General features: G+C 66.5%; 10 protein-coding genes. 4 read left to right on the top strand and 6 right to left on the bottom strand.

From position 1 onward, the window contains the following. Positions 1-47 precede the first annotated feature (47 nt). Genes malQ through glgC form a run of 3 tightly spaced genes read right to left on the bottom strand, consistent with a single transcriptional unit; the run spans position 48 to position 4530 of the window. Positions 48-1523 carry a 4-alpha-glucanotransferase gene (gene malQ / locus G315_RS0100225; protein WP_019611642.1) on the bottom strand — a complete coding sequence of 492 codons (1476 nt, stop codon included), beginning with the start codon at positions 1521-1523 and terminating at the stop codon, positions 48-50. 3 nt (positions 1524-1526) lie between these two features. Further along, positions 1527-3275, bottom strand: coding sequence for a glycoside hydrolase family 57 protein (locus G315_RS0100220; RefSeq protein ID WP_018176914.1), 1749 nt, complete (start codon positions 3273-3275; stop codon positions 1527-1529). Further along, the gene (gene glgC, locus G315_RS0100215; protein WP_018176915.1) at positions 3265-4530 is read right to left on the bottom strand and encodes a glucose-1-phosphate adenylyltransferase; all 1266 of its coding nucleotides are present in this window, start codon (positions 4528-4530) and stop codon (positions 3265-3267) included. The genes G315_RS0100220 and glgC overlap by 11 nt, the downstream gene beginning before the upstream one ends. Positions 4531-4618: 88 nt before the next feature. Between glgC and glgB the strand changes: the two genes are divergently transcribed. Continuing rightward, positions 4619-6832: a 1,4-alpha-glucan branching protein GlgB gene (gene glgB, locus G315_RS0100210; protein WP_019611641.1), complete on the top strand. Its 2214-nt coding sequence runs from the start codon at positions 4619-4621 to the stop codon at positions 6830-6832. Between the two features lie 16 nt (positions 6833-6848). Here glgB and G315_RS0100205 read toward each other — a convergent pair whose 3' ends face one another. Further along, positions 6849-8246: a sigma-54 dependent transcriptional regulator gene (locus tag G315_RS0100205; protein ID WP_026304837.1), complete on the bottom strand. Its 1398-nt coding sequence runs from the start codon at positions 8244-8246 to the stop codon at positions 6849-6851. Then, positions 8243-9724: a HAMP domain-containing sensor histidine kinase gene (locus tag G315_RS0100200; protein WP_018176918.1), complete on the bottom strand. Its 1482-nt coding sequence runs from the start codon at positions 9722-9724 to the stop codon at positions 8243-8245. The genes G315_RS0100205 and G315_RS0100200 overlap by 4 nt, the downstream gene beginning before the upstream one ends. Positions 9725-9935: 211 nt before the next feature. Here G315_RS0100200 and G315_RS0100195 point away from each other — a divergent pair, with 211 nt between their 5' ends. The 3 genes from G315_RS0100195 to G315_RS0100185 all read left to right on the top strand — a co-directional run bounded on the left by G315_RS0100195 (position 9936) and on the right by G315_RS0100185 (position 13449). Then, positions 9936-10514 (top strand): hypothetical protein, encoded by a 579-nt coding sequence (locus G315_RS0100195; protein ID WP_018145881.1) that lies wholly within the window; start codon positions 9936-9938, stop codon positions 10512-10514. A 92-nt stretch (positions 10515-10606) separates the two neighbouring features. Further along, positions 10607-12727, top strand: coding sequence for a SulP family inorganic anion transporter (locus G315_RS0100190; RefSeq protein WP_019611639.1), 2121 nt, complete (start codon positions 10607-10609; stop codon positions 12725-12727). Positions 12728-12978: 251 nt separating this feature from the next. Then, entirely contained in the window at positions 12979-13449 is a 471-nt protein-coding gene (locus G315_RS0100185; protein ID WP_018176920.1) for a PepSY domain-containing protein, read from the top strand. A 64-nt stretch (positions 13450-13513) separates the two neighbouring features. Here G315_RS0100185 and lysS read toward each other — a convergent pair whose 3' ends face one another. After that, positions 13514-15004: a lysine--tRNA ligase gene (gene lysS / locus G315_RS0100180; RefSeq protein ID WP_019611638.1), complete on the bottom strand. Its 1491-nt coding sequence runs from the start codon at positions 15002-15004 to the stop codon at positions 13514-13516. Positions 15005-15023 lie beyond the last annotated feature (19 nt).

Here is a 15023-nt window from a genome sequence, read left to right as displayed (position 1 = left end):
CCCCTGCAAAGGGACCGGGCTTTTTTCATGTCCGGGCCGGCGGACCGTCAGTCGAGGCGACCCGTCTCCTGCGCCAGCGCGCGCAGCGCCTCGGTCTGTCCATCGGGCAGCTGGTTCCAGCCAAAGCGCCAGCTCCAGTTGCCGTTACCGACTGTTCCGGGGGTGTTCATGCGCGCCTCCGATCCCAGGTGCAGGGCGTCCTGCATCGGCAGGATCGCAAGCTGGGCCGGTGAACGGCAGGCCGCACGAATCAGCGGCCAGGGCATCTCCTCGGCCGGGCCCTCATCCAGTGTCCCGATCACATGCTCCTGCATGGCCGGCTCCAGGGAGCGAAACCAGCCCAGCGTGGTGTCGTTGTCATGGGTCCCGGTATACACCGCACTCAGTTCATCGTGGTTCGCCGGCAGATAGGGGTTGTCCTCCCCTCCTTCGAAGGCGAACTGCAGGATGCGCATGCCCGGCAGATCGAAACGCAGGCGCAGTTCGGTGACCTCCGGCGTGATCACGCCCAGGTCCTCCGCAAGCAGCGGCAACACACCCAAACGAGCCTGCAATTGCTCGAAGAAGTCGGCGCCCGGCCCCGGCACCCAGTGGCCCTGAGTCGCATCCGGCTCGCTTGCCGGGACCGCCCAGCTCGCCTCGAAGCCGCGGAAGTGGTCGATGCGCACGGCATCCACTGTCTCCAGCGTCCAGCGCATGCGCTCCACCCACCAGTCGTATCCGCGCTCGGCAAGACGATCCCAGCGGTAATGCGGATTGCCCCAGCGCTGCCCGGTCGCGGAGAAGTAATCCGGCGGCACGCCGGCCACGGTCTGCGGATGCCCCGTGGCGTCCAGGTCGAACAGGTCGCGGTGGGCCCAGACCTCGGCCGAGTCGTGGGCCACGAAGATCGGCATGTCGCCGAGGATCAGGATGTCCTGCTTGCGTGCATGCTCGCGTACATCCTGCCACTGGTCGAACAGGACGAACTGGGCGAAGCGCACGGCCTCCAGGGCCTGGGCCGCTTCGGCCTCCACGGCCGCCAGGGCGGCCCGATCGCGATCGCGCAATGCGGCCGGCCATTCCCACCAGGGGCGGCCGTCCTCGCGGCCGCAGATGACCACGAAACGGGCAAAATCATCCAGCCAGACCGGACCCTGGGCATCAAGGAAGGCCTGGTAGGCCTGCGCCCAGCCCTCGCCCGCCTGCCCCAGCCGCTCCCGCGCCTGTTGCAGCAGGGTCTCGACCGGCCCGTCGTCCGCATCCAGCCCCGCCCGTGCGGCCAACCGTTGCGGGTCGATCAGGCGCACATCGCCGGCGAAGGCGGAGATACTGGCGTAGGGCGAACCGTCCTCCTGCGGCGGATGCAACGGCAGGATCTGCCACAGGCTGAACCCGGCATCCCGCGCCCAGTCCAGAAACCGGAAGGCCTCCTGCCCGAGCGTCCCCACCGGGCCCGGGCCCGGCAGTGAGGCCGGATGCAGCAACACACCGGCCCGCCGGCGCTGCATCAGGGGATTACAGTGTTCTTCGCCCGCCTCCATCGGTTACTGCCCCTTGCGCATGGTGCCGCCGGAGGCGGGATCACCACCCCCGACCGAGAGCACCTCGCCCAGTGACTCGGGCACTTCAAGGTCTGCCAGCTGGTACAGCCGCGCCAGGTGGCGGCGGTAGAGCTGTTCGAAGTCGCTGACCGAGCCGGCCGGGTTGTATTCCCCGAACCACCAGCACCAGTCAGAGCCCTCGCACACCGCCAGCTGCTTGCGCAGGGCCGGCGTATCCAGCGCGGGATGCCGGGCAATCGCCTGGTCCACCGCGGTCCACGCCTCGATCAGGCGGTCCCAGCCCAGGTTCTTGTCCGGATCGCCGATCCAGGTGGAAAAGGTCCCGTAGACCCAGGAGCCCGCCACCAGTCCGGACAGTTCGCCCCGGTCGGCCCGCGGGCCAGTGCGCTGGCAGACGTCCGAAAAGGTGCACAGGTTCAGCCTCGGGTTTTCCGCCAGGCGCTCATACAACGCCCGCAGGAAATGGAAGCCGTTGTCCGGGTAGTATTCCCAGGCGTTCTCGCCATCCAGGATGACGGCCACCACGCCACCCTCGGGCGAAACGGAGGCGATATTCTCCAGGTGATGGACGAAATCGCCGACTGCGTCGTCGGCATGCCAGTCGGCATAACGAAAACCGATGGCATCGGACAGCCCGTCATCACGGAAAAACATCTCGGTTTTGGCATCCGCCAACCGATAAGGTCGGTGCAGCCAGCCCTCCTGTTCCGCCGATCCGGTATTGGATTCGGCCGTCTGACCCGCTGCGGCCAGGCTGTTACCCAGCACCGTCTGGCCACTGGCCGTCCAGCAAATATCGTAGTCATCCAGCAGGCGCACGGTCGCCTCGCTGATGCCCCCCTCCGACGGCCAGCAGCCACGCGGACGAAAGCCGAAATACTGCTCGAACACCTCCAGCCCACGTTCGATGTGCCAGCGCACGCGGGCCTCGCCATCCGGGTAGACCGGGGCCTGTGGCAGGGCAATATCCGGCATCGCATCGCGAGCGGAACCCAGATCCAGCAGCAACGGCATGATCGGGTGGGCATACGGGGTAAACGACAGCTCCACCCGCTCCTGCTCCGCCAGCGCACGGTAGCGCGGCAGGATCGCCTTGACCTCGTCCCGGATCAGTTTCAGCAACCGTCCGCGGACATCGCGATTGAACCCCGTGTCCGCCTTCAGCCAGCCCTGCACCTCCGGATACGCCCGACGCACCGTCTCCCCCAGCCAGGCCAGGTGGTAACAGGTCGCCAGGTCCTGGAAGTAGCGGGTGTCCAGATGCGCCAGCAGCACCGGATCCTCCAGCGCCTGGCGCGCCAGGGCCGCCAGGCGCTCGAACAGCGGGAACGGCTCGATCATCCGCGGGGCATGCGCCCGCAGGCAGACACGCAGGATCTCGCGGCGCTGCACCGGGTCCACCGGCACGATGTCCATCTGCAGCAGATCCAGCACCGGATCACCGAAGCTCGAGCGGTTGCCGATGCCGCTCTCCAGCCGCTCGCCGTAATCGGCAATCTGCTCCAGCAGGATCGGGGCGAAGTTCACCACCGCGCGCGCCTGGGGGCAGGCCTCCAGGTGCGCGGCCATGTCGGTGTAGTCCTTCAATGCGTGCAGGTAGGTCCACGGCAACACGTACTCACCCGCGCCCGAGTCGTAGTATTGCGGCTGGTGCATGTGCCAGCACAACACCACATCGAGCTGCGGCGGCTGCGTGGCGAGCGCAGTGGAACTGCCGGATTCAGCGGACATGATGAGTGGCCTGGCCCAGCATTTCCGGCGTGACCACGCGCACTCCGCCCGGAGAGACGAAGTAGTCGCGGGCATCCGCCTCGTCGTCCACCCCGATCTCGGTCCCGTCCGGCACCTTGCAGCCCTTGTCGATCACCGCGTTGCGGATCACGCAGTTCTCGCCAATGGTGACGCTCGGCAGAATCACCGAGTCCTCGACCGTGGCGCAGGCGTTCACCTGCACGTTGGAGAACAGCAGCGAGTGGCGCACGGTACTGCCGGAAATGATGCAGCCGCCGGAGACCATGGAATCGATCGCCATGCCGCGCCGGTCCTCGTCGTCGAACACGAACTTGGCCGGCGGCAGCTGTTCCTGGTAGGTCCAGATCGGCCATTCCGAATCGTACAGGTTGAGTTCCGGGGTCACGCCGATCAGCTCCAGGTTGGCCTGCCAGTACGAGTCGATGGTCCCCACATCACGCCAGTAGCCCTGGCGCACGCCCTGCTCGTCGCGGAACGGGTAGGCCATCACCTGATTCCGCTCGATGATCTCGGGGATAATGTCCTTGCCGAAGTCGTGACTGGAGAAGGTGTCGTCGGCATCCTTGATCAGCTGCTCGAACAGGAAGTCGGTATTGATCACGTAGATCCCCATGGAGGCCAGCGAGTGGGTCTTGCTGCCGGGGATCAGCGCCGGCTCCTCCGGCTTCTCGGCAAACGAGGTAATGCGGCTGGCGGCATCCACGCCCATCACCCCGAAGGCCTTGGCGCGTTCTTGCTCGACCTCCAGGCAGCCCACGGTCATGTCCGCGCCGCTCTCCACGTGGAAGGCGATCATCTGGCCGTAGTCCATCTTGTAGATGTGGTCCCCGGCCAGGATCAGCACGTAGCTCGGATTGTGCTGCCGGATAATGTCGATGTTCTGGTAGACCGCATCGGCCGTTCCCGCATACCAGGAAGTCTCGATGCGCTGTTGCGCCGGCAGCAGCTCGATGAATTCGCCGAATTCCCCGCGCAGGAAGCTCCAGCCGCGCTGCATGTGCTGGATCAGCGAGTGCGCCTTGTACTGGGTCACCACCGCCACCTGACGGATGCCCGAGTTGATGCAGTTGGACAGGGGGAAATCGATAATGCGGAACTTGCCGCCAAAGGGCACGGCCGGCTTGGCCCGCCACAGCGTCAGTTGTTTCAGTCGCGAGCCGCGCCCGCCGGCCAGGATCAGGGCCAGGGTCTCCCGCGTCAGGCGGCTAACGTAGCGTTGCGGTTGCGGAGTCATGCACCCTTCCTTGCTTAGTCATGTTGTACTAGAGACCGTAAACCCGAATTCCGTCGTTCCACATACGAAATGCGAGTTGGATCCGAGTATGGCAACAGCCCCCGACAAATGCACCCGTTCCGTCGCCGATTCGTTAGGACGCCTGACCGAGGCGCGGCTACATGATCCCCACCGCGTCCTCGGGCGCCATGCGCTGGATCAACAAACCACCTGCTACCGGGCCTGGCTGCCACATGCGAGCGCGGCGTCCATCACACTTTTTGACGGTCGTCTCGCGACGCTGGAACCGGCTGCCGGGTTCCCGGGGTTGTTCCTCTGGCAGGGGTCGGCGGACGACCTCCCCGCGCACCCGCAACTGGACTGGCAGCCCGAGGGTGGCACGACAACATTGCAGCAGGTCGATCCCTGGGCCTTCGCGCCGGACATCCCCGAATTCGACCGCCACCTGTTCGCCGAAGGCCGCCACTGGCATGCCCACCGCATGCTGGGTGCCCATCCGCTCACCCGCGACGGCATCCACGGCGTGCGCTTTGCCGTCTGGGCGCCCAACGCCGAGCGCGTCTCGGTGGTCGGCGACTTCAACCGCTGGGACGGCCGCTGCCACCCAATGACCGTCCACCCCGGCAGCGGCATATGGGAGCTCTTTATCCCGGACCTGGCCACGGAGACGCTGTACAAGTTCGAGATCCGCAACCGCGACCAGGGCAGTCTGCACCTGAAGGCCGATCCCTACGCCCGCGCCTACCAGCTCCGCCCCGAGACGGCCTCGCGGATCCAGCCCCCCAGCAGCTACGCCTGGGACGACGACCACTGGATGCGCAATCGCGACCCCGAGGCCTGGAAGCACCGGCCCATGAGCATCTACGAGGTGCACCTAGGCTCCTGGCAGCGCAGCCCGGAGGGCGAATGGCCCAACTACCGCGACCTGGCCGAGCGTCTGGTGCCCTACGCGCGCGACCTGGGCTTCACCCACCTCGAGTTGCTGCCGATCACCGAGCACCCGTTCGACGGCTCCTGGGGCTACCAGAGCACGGGGTTTTTCGCCCCCACCTCGCGCTTCGGCAACGCGGACGACTTTCGCTACTTCGTCGACCAGGCCCACCAGGCCGGACTGGGCGTGATCCTCGACTGGGTCCCGGGCCACTTCCCGCGCGACGAGTTCGCGCTGGCGCGCTTCGACGGCACGGCGCTGTACGAACATGCCGACCCGCGCATCGGCGAGCATCGTGGCTGGGGCACGCTGATCTTCAACTATTCGCGCCCCGAGGTCCGCAACTTCCTGCTCTCCAGTGCGCTGTGCTGGGTCGAGGACTTCCACCTCGACGGCCTGCGCGTGGACGCCGTGGCCTCCATGCTCTACCGCGACTACGACCGCGAAGGCGAGGACTGGCTGCCCAACATCCACGGCGGCAACGAGAACCTCGAGGCGATCGACTTCCTGCGCCACCTCAACGAGACCGTCCAGACCAGCCACCCCGGCGTCGCCATGATCGCCGAGGAATCGACCGCCTGGCCGGGTGTCAGCCGCCCACCGTCCATGGGCGGGCTGGGCTTCACCATGAAGTGGAACATGGGCTGGATGCACGACACCCTGACCTATTTCGGCATGGACCCGATCTACCGCACCCACCACCATGGCCAGCTCACCTTCGGCCAGCTCTACGCCTACAGCGAGAACTTCGTCCTGCCGTTCTCGCACGACGAGGTGGTGCACGGAAAACGCAGCCTGCGCGGGCGCATGCCCGGCAACGAGTGGGAGCAGCACGCCAACCTGCGCCTGCTCTACAGCTGGCAGTGGCTCTACCCCGGCAAGAAGCTGCTGTTCATGGGCCAGGAGTTCGGCCAGGGCCCCGAATGGTCCGAGGATCGCGAGCTGGACTGGTACGTGCTGCAGTACCCCCTGCACCAGGGCCTGCAGAATCTGGTGCGCGACCTCAACCGGGTGTACCGCGAAGACCCGGCCCTGCACGCCCGCGAATTCGAGCCGGACGGCTTCGACTGGCTGGACTGCGACGACGCCGGGCACTCCACGCTCAGCTTCGTGCGCCGCGACCACCAGGGTCGCCAGGTGGTCGTGGTGCTGAACCTGACGCCCATGGAACGCGCGGCCTATCCGGTACCCGCACCGCATGCCGGGCGCTGGCGGGTCACCCTGAACACGGATGCGGAAGTCTACGGCGGTGGCTCACGCGGCCCGGCAGAGGCCTACGCCGAGCCGCTCGAACGTCACGGCCATCCCGCCACGCTCTACCTGCACCTCCCGCCGCTCGCGGCGCTGCTGCTGGAACCGGTCGCAGACTGACATCACGTCGCCTCGGCTACTCGATGCCCAGACGCTTGATCTTGCGCCACAGCGACACGCGGTCAATGCCCAGCAGCCGCGCAGCCCGGGTGCGGTTGCCTCCGGTCTGCTCCAGCGCCTGACGGATCTGCAACACCTCCTGCTCTTCCAGCGTCCGCAGCGGGGCCGCGTCCTCGTGCACTACGCGGGCGCGGGTCTCGCGCAGGGCGCGCGGCAGATCGGCCAGGGTCAGATTCGCCGTACGTGCCAGTGCCACCCCGCGTTCGATAATGTTGGACAGCTCGCGCACGTTCCCGGGGTAGTCATGCTCGACCAGGCGCTCCAGCGCCTCCGGCTCGATGTCGTCGATGCGCTTGCCCATCGACAAGGCGTGGCGCTTGAGGAAGTAGTAGGCCAGCAGCGGGATATCGTCGCGCCGATCGCGTAGCGGTGGCAGCAGCAGGTTCACCACGTTCAGACGGAAATACAGGTCCTCGCGCATCTCGCCACGATCCACCGCACGATCCAGGCGCCGGTTGCTGGCGGCGATCACTCGCACATCCACCGGGATCGGCGTCCGCCCGCCGACCCGCAGCACTTCGCGTTCCTGCAGGACCCGCAACAGGTTCACCTGCATCGCCGGACTGGTCTCGGCGACTTCGTCGAGGAACAGTGTGCCCCCCGCCGCGGTCTCGAACAGGCCCTTCTTCTGCTGGGTGGCCCCGGTGAACGCGCCCTTCTCGTGGCCGAACAGCTCGCTGCTCAGCAGTTCGTCCTGCAGTGCCCCGCAGTTGACCGCGAGAAACGGCCCCTCGGCCCGCGCGCTGTGGTTATGGATGTAGCGCGCCAGCAACTCCTTGCCGGTCCCGCTCTCGCCCGTCAGCACCACATTGCAGTCGGTGGGCGCAATCTGGCGCGCGGTCTCCAGCAACCGCTGCATGGCCGTGTCCTGTGCCACCAGGGTCGCCTTGCGCCCGCCCTGGTCCACTTGATCGCGCAGGGTGCGGTTGTCGCGCCGCAGGCGGGTGAATTCCACCGCCTTGGCCACGACCTCGCGCACCTCGTCGATACGAAACGGCTTGGCAATGTAGTGGAAGGCCCCGGCCTTCATCGCCTCCACCGCGGAGTCCAGGGTGGCGTGCCCGGTGATCATGATCACCGCCAAGTCCGGATCCAGCTCGCGCGCCCGGCGCAGGATCTCCATACCGTCCACCCCGGCCATGCGCAGGTCGGTCAGGACGGCGTCAAAGCGCTCCTGCTCCAGTGCGCGCAAACCCGTCGCTCCCTCCTCGCGGGTCGTCACAGAATACGGGGAATGCCGAAAGACCTGCTCCAGCTGGCGGCAGGCAATCGGCTCGTCGTCAATCACCAGCAGGCGCGCCTCCCGCATTTCGCCGGCCGGAGACGTCCGATGACCGTTGTCCTCGCGACTCATGCGCGGTCCCCGCATTCGCAGGGCAGCCAGACCTGGAACCGCGTCCCGCCCATCGGGCAGCGACTGACGCCGATTGCCCCTCCGTGGTCCTGGACGATTTCCTGGCCCACGAACAGGCCCAGGCCCGAACCGCTCCCCTCGTCCCGTCCGCGGTAAAACGGCTCGAATACGTGATCCAGCGCCGCGTCCGGGATCCCCGGGCCGTCGTCGTCGATCGAAATCCGCACGACCGGGGTCGAATCCTGGCCGTGCACCACAAGATCGCCGACCACATGCCCGCCGGGACCCGGCCTCAGGTCCGCCAGGCGGCCCCGCTGGGCCTGGATGTGGACTTCTACGTCGTCGCCCCCTGCCTCGAAGGCATTGCGTAACAGGTTCACGAACACCTGCTGCAACCGCTCGGGGTCCACGGTGACCTGGAGGGCATCATCCACTCGCATGGTCACCTGATCCGCAGGGAGCGTGGCACGGATCAGATCGAGTGCCCCGTCCAGGATGGTCTGCAGCGAGCGGCACTCCTCCCGTTTGGGGCTCCGAGGCTGCTGGCGCGAATACATGAGCAGTCCGCGCACGATGTTCTGCGCCCGCGCCGTCTCGCCCTCGGCCTGCTGCAGCCACTCTTCCAGCAAGGCCGGATCACCGCCCCGCCCTTCCTCCGCGACCAGCTGCAGTGCCGTGGAGATATTGCCCAAGGGGTTGTTCAACTCGTGGGCTACACCCGATACCAGCACCCCCAGGGCCGCCAGCCGCTCGGAACGGCGCAGATCCTGGCTCCGCGCATCCAGCTCATCCAGCATCGCATTGAAGGCGTGGGTAAAGGACACCAGTTCACGATCCTGGTTGGGCGCGGTCAGACGCCTGCGCGACCCCGCCCCGATCGCCCGCAGCTGGTCCTCTACCGAGCGCAGCGGGGCGAGGATCCGCCGCGCCAGCCACCAGCCGCCCAGAAGGACCAGCACCAGCACGATACTCGTCGCCAGCAGCAATTCCGTACGTGATACCTGAACCCCGGTGCGCAGGTTCTCGCGCTCGCGCTGACTCAGCACCTTGGTCAGCGCCGAGGCCTCGCCGCCGGCGTTGCGAATGGACTCGACCAGCTGCTCGCGCCGCTCACCCGCCAGCCCGGGATACCGGCCCAGCCCCGTGCGATACAGCTCCAGAACGGCCTGTAACTCGTCGAGCTCGCCGGGGCGCGCATGTTGCGCCAGCGCCGCCTCGTTCTCGCGCACCCGTTCCAGCGCCGCCTCGGCATGGTCCCGCGCCGCAGCCAGGTCCCCATGCTCCCCGGAGCCATAGAACTTCTTCTCGAAGCGGCGCATCTCGAGACTGTCCTGCAACAGCTCGGCTACCACGTCCCCCTGTTGCAGCCGCGTCTCGATGGTCGAAAGCGCGATGTACTGCGCGAGCACCAGACCCAGCACCAACCCAACCACTCCGGCATACACCCAGCGGACCTTGCTGCGCAGACTGCGCCCCATAACGTTACTCGTTGCAATAGCGAACGCTACATTCTGCAACGCCCGGATGGTCGCCCGCAACGCTATTCGCGGCCCCTCACCTAGTCAAACGTTACAGGGTGCAACACACGCCTCCTCAGCACCGCATCACAAACCGGATAAGTCATTGTTTTCATGGAGTGGCACGCGATCTGCATAGAGGCTTCGTGGACGAACCACAACGGAGACATCGATGCCTGCCCTGAGCCACACCATGAAACAGATCCTCGAAGGCCTGGCCTATGCCGACCTCGCCGAGATGCAACCGATGGGCGACAAGTATCGTGCGCTCGCAAACGATAACCCGACCGCGAATCCGCCATCAGTCAGCGCACCTCAAGCCGCTGCGCAGCCCGCACCGCGCCGGCGGATTGGCCTGTTCGTCGGGCCATTCGCCCCGCGCCCCGTGTTCGACTATGCCGCCGACAGCTGCGAGCGCCTGGATGCCGAGCTGGTTGTCCTGACCTTTCTGGGCAAGGCCGAGGCAGGCGCGCTGATCGACGGCTTCATTCGTGACACTGGGCCCCTGCCGCACGGCGTTCACATCGAGGCCCTGACCGGCGACCCGGAACGGGCCCTGCGCCGGGTCCTCGGTCGCGGTCTGCGTCTGGACTTCCTGGTCTGCGACGAACAGGGCTACCTCGGCCACCAGATCCTTGCCACCGAGACGGCCGCGGAATTGCCGGTGGTCATGGTCGCCGCACCCCGCAAACCGCGGCCGGGCGACACCCGGACCGCGCCGTCCGGCGCCGCGCTCCCCTCCGCGGGCTAGTCATCCCCGTCGAGTTGCAGACCCGGCCGCAGCGCATCGCGGCCGGGCCGAACACGTTGGCCCGAATCCGAAAAAAGGAACACCCCACCTACATGAATACCGACCGGATCTACCGCCTGTTTCCCTTTCTCGCCTGGTTTCCCATGTCCGGGAAATCCGTCCGTGCCGACGTCATGGCCGGCCTCAGCGTCGCCATGATCCTGGTGCCCCAGGGCATGGCCTATGCCACACTCGCGGGCCTCCCGGTGGTGTACGGGCTGTACGCCTCGGCGATCCCGGCGATCGTCGGCTCGCTGTGGGGCTCCTCGCGCTTTCTGCATACCGGGCCGGTCGCGATGCTGTCGCTGCTGTCGGCCGCGTCGCTCGCGCCGTTCGCGGTGGCCGGCACCGAATACTTTATCCAGCTCTCGATCCTGCTCGCGCTGATGGTCGGCATCATGCGCCTTCTGCTGGGCGTATTCCGCCTCGGCATCCTGATGAACTTCGTCTCCCAGCCGGTCATCGTCGGCTTCACCAACGCGGCGGCGCTGATCATCGGACTCTCCCTGATCAACACCTTCTTCAATGTCCCGAAGCCCGATACCGGCGCCTTCCTGACCGACTTTGCCGGCGTCATTGCCCAGCTGGGGGAGGCCCACTGGCCGACCATCGCCTTCGGCGCCGGCACCCTGGTCACCCTCATGGTGATGCGACGGATCATGCCCCGCCTGCCGGGCGTGCTGGTGGTCGTCGTGCTGGGTACGCTACTCAGCGCCCTGACCGGCTTCGAGAACAACGAACGCATCACGCATGGGCAGATCCAGGCCACCGACGTGCGCAACCTGTACCAGGAGCTCGCCGCAACCCGCACGGAGATGGGTACCACGTCGGAAGAGTTGAGCGAGGCCAACAGCGCACTCAAGGAGGCCGAGAAGGCGGGCGAGGAATCACCCGACCTGGCGGTGCGCGTGGCCCGCCTGGAGGTCCGCGAGTCGCAACTCAAGCGCGAACTGAGCGACCTGCGCATAACAGCCCACCAGGTGCGCCTGGAGCGCACCGAGACCGCAGACGGCCAGGCGCGCTACCGCGCCTGGCATGCCGATGCCGAGGGCCGCCCATGGCGGCTGTCCGGCTTCGACGAGGAGCGCATCATTGTCGCTTCCGGCGGCCAGGTGGTCGGCACGATCCCCCAGGGACTGCCCAGCCTGCAGCTACCGGTGCTGGACTGGGAGGTCATCCCGGCCCTGCTGCCCGCCGCGTTCGTGATGGCCCTGATCGGCTTCATGGAGGCGACCTCCATCGCGCGCGCGCTCGCCGCCCAGCGGCGCGAGAAGCTGAACCCGAATCAGGAACTGATCGGCCAGGGTCTGGCCAACATCGTCGGGAGCTTCTTCCAGTCCTACTCCGTCAGCGGCTCGTTCTCGCGCTCGGCGGTCGCGGCCCGCTCCGGCGCACAAAGCGGACTGTTCGCGGTGGTCAGCGCGATCGGCGTGCTGATCACCATGCTGTTCCTGACCCCCTATCTCTACCATCTGCCCCAGGCAGTGCTGGCGGCCATCGTGATATCGGCGGTGTTCGGCTTGCTCGACTTCCGGGCCCTGGCGCGGTCGTGGACCATCAACCGCGCCGATGGCCTGGCCGGGTTCCTGACCTTCTTCGTCACGTTGTACATGGCCCCGGATCTCGCGAATGGCGTGATCGTCGGCGTAATCCTGTCATCGCTGCTGTTCCTGGTCGGCACCGTGCGCCCGCGCTCCGAGATCCAGGGCCTGCGCCCCGACGGCTCCCTGGCCGGGGCGATCAGCAACGACCTGCGTCCGGCCGGCCCGAACTTCACCGTACTGCGCTTCGATGCCTCGTTGGTGTTCATGAACGTCGCCCACTTCGAGGACGCGGTCATGGACGCCGTCGCGCGCAACCCGAATGCCCGGGCGGTGCTGGTGCTCGGCAACAGTATCAACCGCATCGACGCCTCGGGCGTGGACAAGGTGCGCGCCCTGATCAGCGATCTTGCGGCCGCCGACTGCAAGCTGATGTTCAGTGGTCTCAAGAAACCCGTCCGCGAGGCCATGGAACGTGCCGGCCTGCTGGACGAGATCGGCCGCGGAAACATCTTCCCCAACAAGCGCGTCGCCCTCGCCGAACTGCAGCAGCGCGCCCTCGGCACCCCGGACCGAGTGGAAACCGCCAACCCGGCACCACCCGGCGCTCGAGGCGACGATAATCCATCGTGAAGGGAGGCCGGGACTCGCCCATGCAAGGCCGGCCTTCCCGTCTATACTCGGCAGAAAGCGAGCATGCAACCCGTGGCGAACCCGAATTGACGCGTTTCGAGGAGATCCAGCTGGACGGCGCACACGCGATTGGGCCTTTGCGTGGGGGCCGCCTGATCAGAACCTTTCCTGACGCGCCCGGGGCGCAATGCGATACTGACGCGCAGCCGGTCCTTGCCACTCCCCAGAACCCACCATCAGGTCTCGAACTCATGAATCTGCGCCTTCTCTACCTTGCCGTCGCCCCGCTCATCGTCCTGCTGGCGGCGTGCAGCCCCGGTCAGTCCGACACCATCCCGCTCGAGTCGATACAGGCCATCGTCGACATCGGCCAGGAACACGGTTTCGACACCTTCGAGGAACTGGAGGCAGAAAGTGACCGGGAATTCGTCCTCAAGGGCTGGGACGACGCACAGCTGCGCATGGAGACCCGGTTTAATCTGGATGGTGATCTGCTTCGCGAAGAACGCGTACGCGACCCCGATCACGCGGCGGGCATGACCGCCCAGATGATGCTCCGCTCAGCGGCTGTCGCGCGGGATCACGGCATGCTCCGCTTCAAGGAGATCGAGTTCGAAGACGACGGCGTCATCGAGCTCGAGGGCATCACCGAAGACGGCGACGAGCTGAACATCCGACTCGATGGCGAAGATTTTACGCTGCTGTCACTCGAACGAGATTGACGAAACGCTAACCCCTTCGCCGCCCTCGAACCGCCCCCGGTCGGCATGACCGACGCGCGAGGGTTCAGGCCTCCGGGCGCAGGTGCGGGAACAGCAGCACGTCGCGAATCGAGGCGCTGTCGGTCAGCAGCATCACCAGGCGGTCGATGCCAATGCCCTCGCCGGCGGTCGGTGGCAGGCCGTACTCCAGCGCGCGGATGTAATCGGCGTCAAAGTGCATGGCCTCGTCGTCACCGGCGTCCTTCTCCGCAACCTGGGCGCGGAAGCGCTCGGCCTGGTCTTCCGGGTCGTTCAGCTCGGAGAAGCCGTTCGCGATCTCGCGCCCGCCGACAAACAACTCGAAGCGATCGGTGACGAACGGGTCATCGTCGTTGCGCCGCGCCAGTGGCGAGACCTCGGTCGGATAGGCGGTAATAAAGGTCGGGTGACGCAGCTGGTTCTCGGCGGTGTACTCGAAGATCTCGGTCCACAGCTTGCCCAGACCGAAGCTCGGCTTAATCGGGATCTCCAGGCGCTCGCAGTGCGCGCGCACCTTCTCGATATCCTCGAGGTCGGCGTCCGCGATCTCGGCATTGTGGGCCAGGATCGCCTCGCGCACGCTCATGCGGGTGAACGGCTTGCCAAAATCGTAGCTCTCGCCCTGGTACTCAATGGTGGTCGTGCCCAGCACGTCCTCGCACAGTCCGCGCAACAGGGTCTCGGTGCGATCCATCAGCGCGCGATAATCCACGAACGCCTCGTAGAACTCGAGCATGGTGAACTCGGGGTTGTGCCGCGTGGACAGCCCCTCGTTGCGGAAATTGCGGTTGATCTCGAAGACCTTCTCGAAGCCGCCGACCACCAGGCGCTTGAGATACAGCTCCGGCGCGACGCGCAGGTACAGCGGCATGTCCAGCGCGTTGTGATGGGTGGTGAACGGCCGCGCGGTCGCCCCGCCCGGGATCACCTGCATCATCGGCGTCTCCACCTCGATGAAGTCCTGATCCTCGAAGTACTCGCGGATGTAGCGCACGATCCGGGTACGGGTGCGGAACAGCTCGCGGCTGTCCAGGCTGGTGATCAAGTCCACGTAGCGCTGGCGATACCGCTGTTCCTGATCGGTCAGGCCGTGGAACTTTTCCGGCAGCGGACGCAGGCTCTTGGTCAGCAGACGCAGCTCGTCGAGCTGGACCGTCAATTCCCCGGTCTTGGTCTTGAACAGCGTGCCCTGGCCACCCACGATATCGCCCAGGTCCCACTGCTTGAACGCCGGGTACACGCCCTCCGGCAGGCTGTCGCGCTGCGCGAACAACTGGATGTCGCCCGACTGATCGCGCAGGCGGATGAAGCTTGCCTTGCCCATCACGCGCTTGCCGACCATGCGCCCGGCGACCGTCACGCGAATCCCCTGGGCCTCCAGCGCCTCGCCCTCGGTCTCGTCGTGCGCGGTGTGCAGCGCACCCGCCAGCGCATCGCGACGGAAATCGTTGGGGAACGCCGGACCGGCCGCGCGCAGCTCGTTCAGCTTGCTGCGGCGCTGCGCGACCAGCTTGTTCTCGTCAGTGGTTTCGGTCATCAGAAATCCATGCAATAGA

The sequence above is a fragment of the Thioalkalivibrio sp. AKL7 genome, assembly GCF_000381705.1.
GTDB lineage: Bacteria > Pseudomonadota > Gammaproteobacteria > Ectothiorhodospirales > Ectothiorhodospiraceae > Thioalkalivibrio > Thioalkalivibrio versutus.
Note: the sequence above shows the minus strand (reverse complement) of the source record. Positions and strands in the feature narration are given on the sequence as shown.

What these genes read in the sequence shown, in the direction of transcription:
- malQ (WP_019611642.1), bottom strand. Translation starts at nt 1,523, where the DNA reads ATGGAGGCGGGCGAAGAACACTGTAATCCCCTGATGCAGCGCCGGCGG.
- G315_RS0100220 (WP_018176914.1), bottom strand. Translation starts at nt 3,275, where the DNA reads ATGTCCGCTGAATCCGGCAGTTCCACTGCGCTCGCCACGCAGCCGCCG.
- glgC (WP_018176915.1), bottom strand. Translation starts at nt 4,530, where the DNA reads ATGACTCCGCAACCGCAACGCTACGTTAGCCGCCTGACGCGGGAGACC.
- glgB (WP_019611641.1), top strand. Translation starts at nt 4,619, where the DNA reads ATGGCAACAGCCCCCGACAAATGCACCCGTTCCGTCGCCGATTCGTTA.
- G315_RS0100205 (WP_026304837.1), bottom strand. Translation starts at nt 8,246, where the DNA reads ATGAGTCGCGAGGACAACGGTCATCGGACGTCTCCGGCCGGCGAAATG.
- G315_RS0100200 (WP_018176918.1), bottom strand. Translation starts at nt 9,724, where the DNA reads ATGGGGCGCAGTCTGCGCAGCAAGGTCCGCTGGGTGTATGCCGGAGTG.
- G315_RS0100195 (WP_018145881.1), top strand. Translation starts at nt 9,936, where the DNA reads ATGCCTGCCCTGAGCCACACCATGAAACAGATCCTCGAAGGCCTGGCC.
- G315_RS0100190 (WP_019611639.1), top strand. Translation starts at nt 10,607, where the DNA reads ATGAATACCGACCGGATCTACCGCCTGTTTCCCTTTCTCGCCTGGTTT.
- G315_RS0100185 (WP_018176920.1), top strand. Translation starts at nt 12,979, where the DNA reads ATGAATCTGCGCCTTCTCTACCTTGCCGTCGCCCCGCTCATCGTCCTG.
- lysS (WP_019611638.1), bottom strand. Translation starts at nt 15,004, where the DNA reads ATGACCGAAACCACTGACGAGAACAAGCTGGTCGCGCAGCGCCGCAGC.